The organism is Streptomyces lavendulae subsp. lavendulae, assembly GCF_002803845.1.
Lineage (GTDB): Bacteria > Actinomycetota > Actinomycetes > Streptomycetales > Streptomycetaceae > Streptomyces > Streptomyces lavendulae.
In genome coordinates this window covers 5,699,078-5,713,139 of record NZ_CP024985.1, presented here as the reverse complement: position 1 = coordinate 5,713,139, position 14,062 = coordinate 5,699,078, and the positions used below count along the sequence as shown (strand labels likewise).

At 71.4% G+C, this 14,062-nt stretch carries 14 protein-coding genes; 4 read left to right on the top strand and 10 right to left on the bottom strand.

The genetic code is table 11. From position 1 onward, the window contains the following. Positions 1 to 42 precede the first annotated feature (42 nt). From SLAV_RS25390 to SLAV_RS25375, 3 genes are all read left to right on the top strand, one after another. A complete protein-coding gene (locus SLAV_RS25390) occupies positions 43 to 1,287 on the top strand; it encodes a coiled-coil domain-containing protein (RefSeq protein ID WP_234333476.1) in 1,245 nt (414 codons plus the stop codon). A 596-nt stretch (positions 1,288 to 1,883) separates the two neighbouring features. Then, positions 1,884 to 2,432, top strand: a complete 549-nt coding sequence (locus SLAV_RS25380) for a DUF4383 domain-containing protein (RefSeq protein ID WP_051840483.1) — start codon at positions 1,884 to 1,886, stop codon at positions 2,430 to 2,432. A 9-nt stretch (positions 2,433 to 2,441) separates the two neighbouring features. Continuing rightward, the gene (locus tag SLAV_RS25375; RefSeq protein WP_030227239.1) at positions 2,442 to 2,669 is read left to right on the top strand and encodes an FmdB family zinc ribbon protein; all 228 of its coding nucleotides are present in this window, start codon (positions 2,442 to 2,444) and stop codon (positions 2,667 to 2,669) included. Between the two features lie 36 nt (positions 2,670 to 2,705). On the opposite strand, the gene SLAV_RS25370 is transcribed toward SLAV_RS25375, so the two are convergent. From SLAV_RS25370 to SLAV_RS25355, 4 genes are all read right to left on the bottom strand, one after another. Beyond that, the gene (locus SLAV_RS25370; RefSeq protein WP_030227236.1) at positions 2,706 to 3,365 is read right to left on the bottom strand and encodes an O-methyltransferase; all 660 of its coding nucleotides are present in this window, start codon (positions 3,363 to 3,365) and stop codon (positions 2,706 to 2,708) included. Continuing rightward, positions 3,362 to 4,183, bottom strand: a complete 822-nt coding sequence (locus SLAV_RS25365) for an HAD family hydrolase (protein ID WP_030227233.1) — start codon at positions 4,181 to 4,183, stop codon at positions 3,362 to 3,364. Before SLAV_RS25365 ends, SLAV_RS25370 begins: the two co-directional genes overlap by 4 nt. Further along, a complete protein-coding gene (locus SLAV_RS25360) occupies positions 4,180 to 6,684 on the bottom strand; it encodes a phosphoribosyltransferase (RefSeq protein WP_030227230.1) in 2,505 nt (834 codons plus the stop codon). Before SLAV_RS25360 ends, SLAV_RS25365 begins: the two co-directional genes overlap by 4 nt. A 158-nt stretch (positions 6,685 to 6,842) precedes the next feature. Continuing rightward, positions 6,843 to 8,018, bottom strand: a complete 1,176-nt coding sequence (locus tag SLAV_RS25355) for an HpcH/HpaI aldolase/citrate lyase family protein (RefSeq protein WP_030227229.1) — start codon at positions 8,016 to 8,018, stop codon at positions 6,843 to 6,845. 194 nt (positions 8,019 to 8,212) lie between these two features. Here SLAV_RS25355 and SLAV_RS25350 point away from each other — a divergent pair, with 194 nt between their 5' ends. Beyond that, on the top strand, positions 8,213 to 9,028 hold the full coding sequence (locus SLAV_RS25350; RefSeq protein WP_030227222.1) for a TerD family protein: 816 nt from the start codon (positions 8,213 to 8,215) through the stop codon (positions 9,026 to 9,028). An 89-nt stretch (positions 9,029 to 9,117) separates the two neighbouring features. Here SLAV_RS25350 and SLAV_RS25345 read toward each other — a convergent pair whose 3' ends face one another. From SLAV_RS25345 to SLAV_RS25320, 6 genes are all read right to left on the bottom strand, one after another. After that, entirely contained in the window at positions 9,118 to 9,858 is a 741-nt protein-coding gene (locus SLAV_RS25345; RefSeq protein WP_030227219.1) for a TerD family protein, read from the bottom strand. Positions 9,859 to 10,001: 143 nt separating this feature from the next. Next, positions 10,002 to 11,138 (bottom strand): DUF475 domain-containing protein, encoded by a 1,137-nt coding sequence (locus SLAV_RS25340; protein WP_030227217.1) that lies wholly within the window; start codon positions 11,136 to 11,138, stop codon positions 10,002 to 10,004. A 25-nt stretch (positions 11,139 to 11,163) separates the two neighbouring features. Further along, positions 11,164 to 11,739: a TerD family protein gene (locus tag SLAV_RS25335; protein WP_030227215.1), complete on the bottom strand. Its 576-nt coding sequence runs from the start codon at positions 11,737 to 11,739 to the stop codon at positions 11,164 to 11,166. 136 nt (positions 11,740 to 11,875) lie between these two features. After that, a complete protein-coding gene (locus SLAV_RS25330; RefSeq protein WP_030160471.1) occupies positions 11,876 to 12,451 on the bottom strand; it encodes a TerD family protein in 576 nt (191 codons plus the stop codon). A 138-nt stretch (positions 12,452 to 12,589) separates the two neighbouring features. Continuing rightward, positions 12,590 to 13,048 carry a peroxiredoxin gene (locus tag SLAV_RS25325; protein ID WP_030227212.1) on the bottom strand — a complete coding sequence of 153 codons (459 nt, stop codon included), beginning with the start codon at positions 13,046 to 13,048 and terminating at the stop codon, positions 12,590 to 12,592. Positions 13,049 to 13,200: 152 nt separating this feature from the next. Next, complete coding sequence (locus tag SLAV_RS25320) at positions 13,201 to 13,626, bottom strand: DUF3052 domain-containing protein (RefSeq protein ID WP_030009300.1); 426 nt, start codon at positions 13,624 to 13,626, stop codon at positions 13,201 to 13,203. Positions 13,627 to 14,062: the final 436 nt, after the last annotated feature.

Genomic DNA, 14,062 nt, shown 5'->3' with positions numbered 1-14,062 from the left:
GAATGGACCGGGGCATGGCGGACGCGGTACGGGAGAGGGATTGTGACGACGGCATCCCGGCGGTGGTTCGGCGGGCGGGACGAGAGTCGGCGGGCGGATGCGCAGGCGGCGAAGGATGCCGCCGCGGCCGCGTTCTACGAGTTGGACACCGCGCAGCGGGATCTGCGGATCTCCATGGAGACCATCGCCGCTGCGGACGGGTCGCCCGAGGCCCGGCGGGCCGCCGAGGGGTTCGTGGCGCTGGGGCAGCGCATCGACCAGGTGAGCCACGTGTACATCGAGGCAGTCGACGCGCACGACCTGGACCGGGTCGATCTGGAGGGCTCGGTCGCCTCGCAGGCGCGGGAGCAGCTGACCCGGGCCCGTGAGGAGCTGGTGCGGGTCCAGGGGGAGCTGGAGCGGTTCGCCCAGGGGCTGCAGCCGCTGCTGGACAAGGCGGAGACGCAGTTGGCGAGGGTCGCGCCGGCCCGGGAGCGGGCGAAGGCCGCGCTGCTGGCGGCGAGTGACGCGCTGGACTCGGCGCGGGCGCAGGGGATACGGGCCGACGAGCCGGCGGCTCGGCTGGCGGCGCTGGGGCCGGAGCTGACCAAGCTGAACCAGGGCGCGGCCCTCCACGGGGTCCAGGCGACCGTGCAGCGCGCCGACCGGATCCTGCGGGACGCGGAAGCGGTACGGGCCGAGGTGGCGCGGCTGCCGGAGCGGGCCGCGGAGATCGACCGGCGGCTGGTGAGCCTGCGGACCCGGGCGCAGGCGCTGCGCAACAGGGCGGACCGGGTGGATCCGGTGCTCAGCGAGCTGAGGCGCCGGTTCAGTGCGGCGTGCTGGCAGGACCTCCAGCACGTTCCCGAGCAGGCGGTACGGGACGTCGCGCGGGCGGAGGACCGGCTCGGGGAGGCCGGCCGGGCGCGGGAGGAACAGCGCTGGGCCGACGTAGGGACGCATCTGGAGGCAGTGCGGGCCTCGCTGGACGCTACCGACGAGGCGGTGTCGGCCGCGCAGGACCGGCTCACGCGGCTGGAGGCGGTGGCGCGGGATCCGAAGGCCGAGGTGGAGCGGACCCGGTTCGCGATCCGGGACGCGCAGCGGCTGGCGATGGCGGGCCGGAGCGTGCCGGATCCGCGGCACGCTCGTCCGCTGGACGAGTCGGTGGCCCGGGTGGAGCGGGCCGTGGCAGGGCTGGAGGGGCGGCACCCGGACTACTGGGCGTTCCTGCTGGAGATGGAGGACGTACGGGGGTCCGTGGCACGGGTGGTCAGCGGGATCCGGACGGAGCGCGGACAGGTCTGAGGCACCGCAGGGCTGAGGCCCCCGGACACCTTTTGGGGCGGCTGGATCGGCCGGGGCGACCCAAAGGTCCGCGGGACCGGCAGGCCCCGGCGAGCCCGCAGGTCGGGCCGGCCCGGAAGCGCCGCAGCCCTGCGGACCCGACGGGACCGCGGGCCCAGCAGGCGCATGCAGTTCCGGCAGGCGCATGCAGGTCCCGCAGGCGCATGCAGGTCCCGCAGGCCCAACAGACCCGCACGCCGCCCTACAGGCCCGCACGCCCGGCAGGCCCGACAGGCCCGACAGGCCCCGCACGCCGACACGTCCGCAGACCGGTACGCCCCACCAGGTCCGCCGGCCCCGCCCTCCCCCCGACCTTCCCGCCGCTTGTCCGGGGGCCCTTCGCGGCGGATGCTGGAGGGGTGGGGGGTGGAGTAGAGGAGGGTGAGATGGCTGCTCATGCTTCCCAGCGGTCCCGTGTGGCGCAGGAGTCCTCGGCGTCCTATGAGTCGTACCGGCCTCACGCGGTCTACGGGTGTCACGAGGCTCATGAGAACTACGCGCCCTACGTGCCCCATGAGCCGTACGAGACATCCCACCCGCCACAGCACTCCCACCTGATGCACCGCCTCCTGCACCCGGTCAACGCCAAGCTCGACGACCACCTGCCCGCCGACCACAAGCTCAGCCAGATCTACCGGGTCGGCGCCGGTCTGACGGGACTGCTGCTGGTCGCCTTCGGGATCCTCGGGCTCACCCACCACATCGGGTTCTTCGACATCGGCGGCGACACGGTGCTCGCCCTCAACACCAACGGCGCGCTGAGCATCCTGTCGATCTGCATCGGGGGGCTGCTGTTCGTCGGCATGGTGATCGGCGGGACCTTCGCCTCCACCCTGAACATCGGGCTCGGGCTGGCGTTCATCGCGAGCGGCTTCGTGAACCTGGCCCTGCTCGACACGAAGCTGAACTTCCTCGCCTTCCGGATCCCGAACGTGTTGTTCAGCTTCGTCGTCGGCGTGATGCTGATGTGGTTCGGGATGTACGGACGGGTGGGCAGCGCCCTTCCACACGACAACCCCTACTGGCGGGCCCGTCACCCGGAGGCCGCCGCCCGGGAGGGCAGGGGCGCGGCGGTGCCGCTTCACGGGGAGCGCCGCGCTGCGTAGCCTGTGCGCATGCCTCATTACGAATTCCGCTGCCGGACCTGCGACGACACCTTTGAGGTCAGCCGGCCGATGGCCGAGTCCTCCGCTCCCGCCGACTGCCCGGCCGGACACGCCGACACCGTCAAGCTGCTCTCCGCCGTCGCGGTCGGCGGGACCAGCTCCGCCGCTGCCGCCCCCGCCCCCGCGCGGGCCATGGGTGGCGGTGGCGGTTGCTGCGGTGGCGGGGGCTGCGGCTGATACCGCCAGGCGGTAGCGGTCGCGGTAGCGGTAGCGCTAGCGCTTGCGCGACAGGGTCAGGCCGTCCGAGATCGCCAGCAGGACGGACTCCATGCGGGTGTCCGCCGCGACGTGTTCGTTGAACGCGCGGACGCTCGCGCCCCTGCCGTCCGGCGAGGTGTCCAGGACCGTCCCGTGGAAGAGCGTGTTGTCCGTGACGATCAGCCCGCCCGGGCGCAGCCGCGGTACGAGCTCCTCCCAGTAGAGGATCTGGTTCTGCTTGTCCGCGTCCACGTACGCCAGGTCGATGTGCGGTTCCGCGGGCATCGCGCGCAGGGTGTCCAGGGCCGGGGCGATGCGCAGGTCGATGCGGTCGGCGACGCCGGCCGCCTCCCAGGCCTCCCGGCCGTACGCCGTCCACTCCTCCGAGACGTCGCAGGCGATCAGGCGGCCGTCGGCCGGCAGGGCCTGGGCCATGGACAGGGCGGAGAAGCCGGTGAAGGTGCCGACCTCCACGACGTGGCGGGCGCCGGTGAGCCTGACCAGGAAGGCCAGCAGCGGCCCCTGTTCCTCCGCCGACTGCATGCCGGCCGAGTCCGGGAACTTCTCCCAGGTGGTCGCGACCAGCCCCCGCTGGACCGCGTCCAGCGGGGGGTTGTGCGCGAGGACGTACGCGTAGAGCTCGTCGGTGATCTTGGTGCTGTTGCCCTTGGTCATGCGGTCAGTGTCGCAACCGCCCGGCCGAATTCGCGGACGATCTCCTCACCGGCGAGTACCCCCGCCGTGCCCAGGGCCGCCACCGAGGGCGCCGTCCACCCGGCGTCGGCGAGTTCCCCGTGCCCGGGCCGCCAGGCCCGGTCCGCGGCGAGCAGCAGGTCGGCGTCGAGCAGGGAGTCGCCGGCGGCGAGCGTGGTGTCGGCGCCGGTGCGCCGGGCCACCTCCGCCATGGCCGCGCTCTTGGTCAGCGGCCGCGGGACGGCGTAGATCTTGCGGCCCTGGAGGGAGACCGTCCAGCCGCGCGCGCCCGCCCATTCCTCCAGCGCCTTGAGCCATTCGTCGGGGACCAGCGCGCGCTCGACGACCAGGTACGCGAAGAGGTCCTCCGCCACCCGCGCCTTGCGCAGCCACTGCGGGTCGGACACGGCCAGCAGGTGGGCGTGCACCTCGTCCAGGGGGGCGCACTCCCGCGCGAGCCGCGTCGCGACCGCGCGCCGCCAGTCCCGGTCCGCCACCCCGTCCACCAGCAGCTGGCCGCCGTTGGCGCAGATCGCGTACGGGGCCGGGCGGCCGGGGAAGCTGATGCGCTGGTACTGCTTGCGGGTCCGGGTGGTGGTGGGCACGAAGGCCACCGCCGGGTCGGCGGTGAGCTGCGCCAGCAGCCCGGCCGCCGTCTCCGTCATGTACGACAGCGGCTTGCTCTCGTGCACCTCGACGCACAGCAGCCGCGGGGCCTGGTGGTCGGGCATGGTCAGGCCGAGGGCGGCCGCCGAGTAGATGAGGGTGCGGTCGAGGTCACTGGCTACGAGGACGGTCACGGGGCGGCCACTGCCTTTCCGTCGGCGCCGGTGGCGCCGCGCGTGTATCGGGGGTGGATGAGTCCCACGCACGTGTAGGGCAGCCCGTCGACCTCCTCGACCGGCACCCCACGCTGCGCGGCGAGCAGGCGTACGTGGTCCAGGTCGGCCCCCGCCCCGCGCCGGGCCAGGATCTTCCACGGCACCCGGCGCAGCAGCACCCGCGTCGTCTCGCCGACGCCGGGCTTGACCAGGTTCACGTCGTGGATGCCGTACTCCTCGCTGATCCGCTCCACCGCCGCCCAGCCCACCCAGGTGGGGGTCCGGTCGGCGGCGAGGAGCTCCTTGACCTCGTCGTCCACGGCCTCGGCCACGGCGTCGAAGTGCGCGGCGACGGTGTCGACGAAGCCGGTGGAGACGTCGGCTCCGGCGAGCTCCCGGTAGAACTTCGCGCCGTGGAAGTCGTCGGGGCCGACCAGGTCGGCCCTGAGCACCGTACGCGAGACCAGTCCGGAAACGGTGGAGTTCAGGCAGGCGGAGGGGATCAGGAAGTCCTCGCGGGTTCCGTACGTCTCCACGCAGGAACCGGGGTCGGCGAGGACGACGATCTCCGGGTTGAAGCCCTCGAAGGCGGCGAGGGCCTCGCGCAGCTCGCGCGTGATGGCCCCCTTGCCCGTCCAGCCGTCGACGAAGACCACGTCGGAGGGGTCGTGGTGGGCGGCCAGCCAGCGCAGCGCGTTGGCGTCGATGCCCCGGCCGCGCACGATCGAGACGGCGTAGTGCGGCAGGTCGAGGCCGTGCCGGGCCTGCGCCCAGCGGCGCATCAGCACTCCGACGGGCGTCCCGGCGCGGGCCAGGGAGACCAGTACGGGGGACGGGGAGCGCTCGGCGAGCACCGTCTCGGTGACGGTGCCGACCGCGCGCGCGATCCGGGCGGCGGAGGCGTCGAGGGCGCTGCGGTACAGCTCCTGGTAGGCCTCGGAGGGCTGGTACTCCACCGGCAGGGATTCGGCGTAGTGGGCGCCGCCGGCCTGGATGGCCTCCTCGCGCTCCTCGGTCGGGGCCTCCAGCTCGCACCCGGAGAGGTCCTGGAGCAGCCAGCCGACGTCCTCGGGGGCGTACGAGGAGAAGGCCGGCCCGCGCAGCGGATCGGCCAGGGCGGGCTCGGACATGATCGGCTCCTGCCGGTCGGGGGCGGGGACGGGGGGCGCGTACGCCGGTACGACGGCCAGCAGGACCCGCCCGGTGTGCGGGGCGAGGGCCGCGAGGAGGCCGCTGCCCAGCTCGGGGGTGTCCCCGGCGGAGTCCACGACGGCGACGACGGCGTCGAAGCCCGCTCCCTTGACGTTGTAGGCGTACCGGTCGCCCGGTCCGTCGGCCGGGGCGTCGTGGGCGGGGAAGACGAGCCGGGTGCGGATGGCGTAGCCGGGGTCGTCGACGGCGAGCACGGGTGAGCGGGTCGTGGTCGAGAACCGCACCTCGGCGGCGGCACCGGACTCCTCCAGGGCCAGCGCGAGCCGCAGCGGCGCGTACATCAGCTCCTCGTTGCCGAGTACGAGGACCCGCCCGGGGGCCTCGCCCAGCGCGTCCGCGAGCTGCCGGGCGAGGTGCGGCAGCGCCGCCTCCAGCGCGCCGCGGTGGGCGGGGGTGAAGCCGTGGCGGCCGCCGTCGGGGACGCCGGCCGGCCAGTCGAGCGCGAGGCGGGTGACCGGCCGCGCGGGGAGCGCCGGGGCCCGCGTGCCCCGGCCGGCGCGTCCCGGGCCCGTCCGGCGCCGGACCCCTCCGCACATCCGGAAGGACGCCGCCTCCTGCTGCTCCACGAGGGCCTGCCCCTTGGCCAGCACCCCGTCGGGGAGGTCGACCGTGCCGGAGGCGAGGGCGATCAGGTCCACCCGGGCGCCCAGCCCGTCGGCGAAGGCGGTCAGCCGGTCGCGGTCGGCCGCCGAGCGCATGTCGACGAGGGCGACGACCACGTAGTGGCCGCGCGGATGGCGGGCGTGCAGGTCGTGGATGGTGTTGAGGACGGTGTTGCCGGTGGAGAACTCGTCGTCGACGAGGACCAGCGGCCCGGTGCCCGCCAGCAGCCGCGGGTCCTCGGGCAGGAGGAGGTGGGAGGTGGCGTGCGAGTGCGCCTCCTCGAAGCCGCCCGCGGGCTCCACGCCCGGTACGGGCCGGCGGGTGGAGTGCAGGTAGGGGGCCGTGCCCAGGCCGTCGGCGACGCAGTGGCCGAGTCCGGTCGCGGTCTCGGCGTACCCGAGGACCACCGCGGAGGCGGCCGCCTCCTCGCGGAGCAGGGCCCGTACCCGCAGCCCGAGGCCGAAGCCGGCGGCGTGCACGACCGCCGGGGACTGGGGGACGTGCTTGCCGAGCACCTGGGAGACCAGCAGGTGGGCCCGCTTGGGGTTGCGGCGCAGGGCGAGCCCGAGGAGGGAGTCCAGCGGGGGCGCGGCCGGGTCGCCGCCGTCCTCCAGGCGCACGCCCAGCCGGTCCGCGACCCAGCTTCCCGACCAGACCCCGTCGATCGTCTTCCCCTTCTCCACGAACCGTTCCACGAGCCGTTCCGCGGACTGCTCCGCAGACTCCTCCGCGGACTCCTCCGAGCGCTGCTCCACGGGCTGCTCCACGGGCTGCTCCACAGGCTGCTCCACAGGCCTCTCCGCCGCCCTCTCCACCGGCCGGCTCACACCTGGAGCCCGGCCGTGAGCAGGTCGACGAAGCCGACCTCTTCCTTCGCCACACCGAAGACCTCGGCGCGCAGCATGGTCCGCTCCGCCCAGGCCCGGTGGGGCTTCACCTCGTTCATCTTGTTCGTGTAGACGGAGCGCATGACCCCGCCGCCGCCGCGCTCGGGGCGCAGGATGTCCTGGGCGTCGCTGAACTCCTCGTGGGAGACCACCGACAGCGCGTGGACGGGCGTGACGTGCGCGGGGTGGATGCAGGTCTTGCCGAGCAGCCCGTTGGCCCGGTCGAGTTCGATCTCGCGCAGCAGCCCGTCCAGGTCGTGTTCGATCAGGGCGGTGCGCAGTTCCTCCACCCCCTCCTCCAGGAAGGGACTGCGGCGCAGCTGCGGCTTGAAGAGGCGCTGCTGGCTGCGGAAGTACTCCCAGACCGGGCCGGTGACGGTGAAGCCGGTGCCGTCGGCCCGGCTGAGGACGTTGACCACGTCGGCGATCACCCCGGCCACGATCTGGACGTCGTAGGCGGTCATGTCGGGGGTGCGGCGCAGTCCGTACACGGAGCAGAAGTCGGTGACGCCGAGCCGCAGGGCCAGGACGCGCTCGCGGTAGCGGTTGACCGTGCGCGAGATGCCGGCGAGCGCCTCGACCCGGGTCTCCAGGTGGAGGAGGTCGGGGGTCTCCAGGACGGGCATGGCGTAGAGCCGGGGCAGGCCGGAGGCGGACTCGGCGACGGCGACGGCGTCGAGGAAGGCCGTTCCGCGGCTTTCGGTGAATTTGGGCAGTACGAATCCGGCCAGGTGGCGCACCGGGCCGCCGAGGCGGCGCACGAGGTCGGGTATCTGCTCGGGGGTGCGGACCCGGATGAACAGGAGCGGGAGCCCCTCGGTGCCCGCCGGGTCGGCGTCGAGGTCCGCGAACTGCCGGACGAGGTTCTCCTCGCCGCCCAGGACGTCGGAGTCGCTGATGGAATCCTCCAGGCAGAGGACCATGGAGACGACTCCGCGGCCCGCCTGCTTACGGATGTCGGCGGCCAGGTGCGGCCTGGTCGCGGGGCTGTAGAGGGTCGCCCCGAGGGCGGCCGCCAGGGTGTGGGCGGGAGAGGCGACGGAGAACTCGGCCGGCTCCTGGTGGAAGAGGTCCTTGCGGACGGTGGGCGATATGTGCCCGAAGTGACGCATGCGCTTCCCCCGTACTGCCTCGGCGGCCCAACTGGCGTGGCCGGTAATAGTACGTACGAACACGAGTCAAGAGTTCCTCAAGCACATGAAGTTCCGGTAACCCTCTTGCACCATGCCCAGCTCTCGCGATCGGGACAAGGCCCTACGGGGGGCCGCATTGTCCCGGTCCCGTCCGGGAGGGCAGGATGACGGGCATGACGCACGCGATGCAGAAGGGCTCGAACATTCCGGTGACCGCCGTGGCGGTCCGGGCGGTGCTGCGCTGGACCACCGGGACCGAGGTGCCGGACGTGGACGCCTCCGCGCTGCTCGTGGGAGCGGACGGGCGCGTGCGCTCGGACGAGGACTTCGTGTTCTACAACCAGCCCCGGCACCCCTCGGGCGCGGTCTGGCGGCTGGGCAAGAAGCAGCTGGGCGACGGGGTGACGGACGCGGTCCAGGCGGACCTGCGCGCGGTCACCCCGGCGGTGGACCGGATCCTGGTGGTGGCCTCCGCCGAGGACGTCCCCTTCCGGCGGGTCCGGGACCTGCGGATCCTCCTCTACGACGCCACCCCCGGCGGCGGCCCCGAGCCCCTGGCCTTCTTCGACGTCCGGCCCGAGACCGGCGCCGAGACGGCGCTGATCTGCGGGGAGCTGTACCGCAGGGGCGAGGGGTGGAAGTTCCGCGCCCTGGGCGAGGGCTACTCCGACGGGCTCGTGGGGCTGGCCACCGACCACGGGATCTCCGTCGACGAGAACGCCGCCGAGCCCGGCGCCGACCGGGCGGCGGAGTCCGCGGGCGCCGCCGGTGCGCCGGGAGGCGGCTCCGGCGATGACCGGACCGCCGCCATGCGGCCGCCGGTCCCCGTGCCGCCCGCCCCGCCCACGCAGGCCCCGCCGGCCGTCCAGCCCGCCTACGGGTACCCGCAGCCGGTGTCCCCGGCGCCCGTGCCCGCTCCGGTGCCGGCCCCGGGCGGGGACCCGTCCTTCCGGCTGCCGGTGCAGGGCCCGCAGTTCATCCGACGCTGAGCGGCCCGCCGCGGACGGGCGGGGCCGGTGGAGCGGGGCCGGTGGAGCGGAGCCGGTAGGGGCGGGGCCGGTAGGCGCGGTACGGCCGGTCAGGCCTTGGTGCTCTTGTAGCCCCGCCCCCACTGCAGGCCCCACCCGTACAGCCGGTCCAGCTCCGCCTGGAACCCGTAGACGAACTTGACCTCGCGGCGGACGATCAGCTCTCCCTTGACGTTCGCCAGGGAGACCACCGCGCAGGAGCGGGCCTGCGGGTGCCGTTCGTCCAGCGGGATCTCTATCCGCGGCCCGGCGGTCGGGTAGAGGGTGACCAGGGCGTGGGTCCGGTCGAAGGCCGGCGTCTGGTCGTAGATGTAGACGAAGACGAGCAGCCGTTTGATCTCCTCGGCGTGGTCGAGGTTGACGTACAGCGTCTCCCCGGAGCCCGAGCCGAAGCGGTCGTCGCCGCTGAGCTTGACGAACGGCGGGTCGTTGAGGTCGCCCAGCAGGTTGCCCAGGGGCTGCACCGCGCCCCGGGTGCCGTCGGTCAGCTCGTAGAGGCAGCCCATGTCCAGGTCGACGTTGACCATGCCCTGGGTGTGCGCCTGCACCATGTCGGGCTTGAACAGCTTGAACGGGTGCCGCAGCAGCTGCCCGCTCTGCCCGGAGCGGCCTCCGATGTCGGAGGTGCGCATCCGCCAGGAGAGGTTCACGCGGAGGTTGCCGTGGACCGCCTGCTGTTTGGTGAGCGAGACCGTCGGATGCCGCCTGGTCAGCTCGATGGCGTTCGACGACGCCTGGCCCGAGTCGAACCCCATGGCGCGCGCGCCCCTGATCCCGTCGAAGAACCCCATGTCCCAACCCCCCAGGTCGGTCCGTACGTGCGCCGGATGCCGTGGATGTGCGGCGGGGCGGCCACGCGGTCCGATGGATCCGCGCGGCCGCCCCGTCGAAACCGAAACGGTTCTGTGGAAAGCGTTCCGCAATCAGGGCCGGGTCACACCCCGGCCCCGACCTCCGCCTGCGCGCCGTCGCCGCCCTCGGCGGCCAGGCGGTTGTTGCGGCGCACCGAGGACCAGAAGGACCAGGCGATGAGCACGACGCCGACGAGACCGGTGATGATCTCGTTGATCTCGTACTGGATGGTGACGAGGAGGATCACGGCGAGGGCGCCGATCGCGTAGTGCGCGCCGTGCTCCAGGTAGACGTAGTCGTCGAGGGTGCCCTGGCGGACCAGGTAGACCGTCAGCGAGCGGACGTACATGGCACCGATGCCGAGGCCGAGGGCCATGAGCACGATGTCGTTGGTGATGGCGAAGGCGCCGATGACCCCGTCGAAGGAGAAGGAGGCGTCGAGGACTTCGAGGTAGAGGAACATGAAGAACGCGGCCTTGCCGGCCATGACCACGGCCGAGACGGGCTTGCCGCTCTTCTTGGCCTCTTCCTCGGCCTCGTGTTCGGCTTCCTCCTCTTCCTCCAGCTTGTTCTCGAAGTAGCCGGAGAGACCGCCGACGATCATGTAGGTGATCAGGCCGAGGACACCGGAGACCAGGACGGTCTGGGCCTTGTCCACATGGGCGCCGCCGTGCTGGTGGGCGTGGGTGGCGAAGGTCATCGAGGTGATGACCAGGATGATCAGCGCGATGCACGCGGACAGCATGTCGATCTTGCCGAGCTTGGCGAGCGGACGCTCCAGCCAGGCGAGCCACTTGATGTCACGGTCCTCGAAAATGAAGTCGAGGAAGATCATCAGGAGGAACATGCCGCCGAAGGCCGCGATGGACGGGTGAGCGTCCGTGACCAGCTGCTGGTACATGTCCTTGTCGTTCATCGCGAGATCGACGGCCTCGATGGGCCCGATCTTCGCACTGATGGCCACGATGACCACGGGGAAGACCAGGCGCATGCCGAAGACGGCGATGAGGACACCGACGGTGAGGAAGATCTTCTGCCAGAAGGCATTCATCTTCTTCAGGATTCCGGCGTTGACCACCGCATTGTCGAAGGAGAGCGAGATCTCCAGGATCGACAGGATCGCCACGATCCCAAAAGCGGGCCATCCCCCGTAGAACACCGCAGCGGCCAGACCGAGCGCAGTGACTGCGAACGACCAGCCGAAGGTTTTGAGAACCACTGGCACCCCATCGTCTTGTACGGCTTTACGAAACGTTGACCCCGAAGTCTAGAGCGATGCCCCGCAGGCCCGACGCGTACCCCTGGCCTACCGCACGGAACTTCCATTCCCCGCCGTACCGGTAGACCTCGCCGAAGATCATCGCCGTTTCGCTGGAGGCGTCCTCGGTCAGGTCGTAACGGGCGAGTTCCTGGTCGTCCGCCATGTTCACCACACGGATGAAGGCGTTGCTCACCTGGCCGAAGCTCTGCCGGCGGGTGTCCGCCTCGTGGATCGAGACCGGAAAGACGATCTTGTCGACCTGGGCCGGGACCTTGGTGAGATCGATGATGATCGACTCGTCGTCGCCTTCACCCTCGCCGGTGAGGTTGTCCCCGGTGTGTTCGACGGAGCCCTCGGGGCTCTTGAGGTTGTTGTAGAAGACGAAGTACTCGTCCCCGAGCACCCGGCCGCTGTTGCACAGCAGCGCGCTCGCGTCGAGGTCGAAGTCCGCCCCCGTGGTCGAGCGCGCGTCCCATCCGAGACCGACCAGGACCCGGGTGAGGTTGGGTGCGGCCTTGGACAGGGAGACGTTGCCCCCCTTGGCGAGTGTGACGCCCATGATGTGGTCCTCCCCGGACGACGTGGTGGTGTGGCACGGCCACCTGCACATGGTGGCAAAGCCGGACCGGCGCCGTACACACGGGTGCACGGCGCCGGACGGACGGACTTGCTCCGGGCTCGGGCCCGGAATCGGCTCAGACGTTGACGCCGAAGTCCTGCGCGATGCCGCGCAGGCCCGAGGCGTAGCCCTGGCCGATGGCACGGAACTTCCACTCCGCGCCGTTGCGGTACAGCTCGCCGAAGACCATGGCGGTCTCGGTCGAGGCGTCCTCGGAGAGGTCGTAGCGGGCCAGCTCGCTGTTGTCGGCCTGGTTCACGACGCGGATGTAGGCGTTGCGGACCTGGCCGAAGCTCTGCTGGCGGCTCTCGGCCTCGTAGATCGAGACGGGGAAGACGATCTTGGCGACATCGGCCGGGACGCCGGCGAGGTTGACCTTGATGGCCTCGTCGTCGCCCTCGCCCTCACCGGTGGTGTTGTCACCGGTGTGCTCCACCGAGCCGTCCGGGCTCTTCAGGTTGTTGAAGAACACGAAGTTCGAGTCGTTGGCGACCTTGCCCTGGTCGTTGGTCAGGATCGCGCTGGCGTCGAGGTCGAAGTCGACACCGGTGGTGGTGCGAGCGTCCCAGCCCAGACCGACGATGACCGCCGTCAGGTTAGGCGCGGCCTTGGTCAGCGAGACGTTGCCGCCCTTGCTGAGGCTGACTCCCACGGGTCCTCCATTGGTATGTGTGTGGGGCGGAGCCCCGTCGTGCGGTTGCTACCTGGATCAACGCTTCGATCCTAGTGACGGGTTCCCGCCCGCAGGCTGTTTTCCCGCGACGGGCCCGCCGCGGGAACGTCGCGGGCCTCAGAGGCTGTCGAGGGCCTTGATGTACTCGTTCAGGTCACGCGCGTCGGGCAGCCCGTTGACGACGCTCCAGCGCACGACACCCTCCTTGTCGATGACGAAGGTGCCGCGGACCGCGCAGCCCTTGTCCTCGTCGAAGACGCCGTAGGCGCGGGAGGTCTCGCCGTGCGGCCAGAAGTCGGACAGCAGCGGGTAGTCCAGGCCCTCCTGCTCGCCGAAGACCCGCAGGGTCGGCACGGAGTCGTTGGACACGGCCAGGAGCTGCACGTCGTCGTTCTGGAAGCGGGGCAGCTGGTCGCGCAGCTCGCACAGCTCGCCGGTGCACACGCCGGTGAAGGCGAACGGGTAGAAGAGCAGCACCACGGCCTTCTCCCCCCGGAAGTCGGAGAGCCGCACGGTGGCGCCGTGGTTGTCCTTGAGCTCGAAGTCCGGGGCCTTGTTTCCGACCTCGATCGCCATGTTTCGCATCCCTTCGTTCCTGCGTTCCAGCAGGGGGCTGTTCGGGTGAGACCCAGCCTAGGCGGGCACCGGTGCGCGGAACGCGCACACCCCGCCGACACCGGGTGATCCGGGTCGGCGGGGTGTGCGTCCGCTGGGGTGCGGAGTACGGCTCAGCGCTTGGCCTTGGCGGCCTTCGGCGTCACCAGCTTGGTGGAGGTCCACTCCTTGCCGACGGGCAGGCCCTTGGCAAGCGAGAGGCCGGCCGTCTCGGCGGCCTCGCTGATGTCACTGGCCTCGACGTAGCCGTCGCGGCCCGTCTTGGGGGTCAGCAGCAGGATCAGTGCGCCGTCCTCGACCAGCTCGGTCGCATCGACCAGGGCGTCCGTCAGATCGCCGTCCTCGTCGCGGAACCACAACAGCACCGCGTCGGCGACGTCGTCGTAGTCCTCGTCGGCGAGCTCGCTGACGAGCTTCTCGACGGCGTCACGGAATTCCTGATCGACGTCGTCGTCGTAGCCGATCTCCTGGACCACCTGTTCGGACTGGAAACCCAGCCGGGCGGCCAGGCTCTCCGCGTGGTCCGCGGTCGCGCTCACGGGGTGCCTCCTGCTCATGTTCGGTGAATGTCTTTCGGCGGCGCGCGTACGCGCAGCATTGGGCGTAGTCCACACGGGAGCGGCGGATCGCGCAAGTACCCGGCCGCCGAGACCGTCGAAACGGTGACGATTGCGGCCGTCTCGCCGCAACTTTCAGGGTTCCCCGGTGCACCACTCGTGATTCATCCCACACCATTCCAGCTCATTCGGCATCGCATGAGGACTTTCCTACCTGTTTGAGGGACGAACGGCCTTACGAACCCGGTGATCGTCCTGGGCGTAAGGTTGCGATTCGGCTGGACCCCCGGCCGGGCCGGGCGGCCGCTCCTTCCCCGCTCCAGGTGTTACCCAGTGGTAGAGGTGAAGATTTCGGCCGGGCGTAAGACCATGGGAGGCGGCGACCCAAGGCACGACTCCCCCGACAGCGAAGGAACAG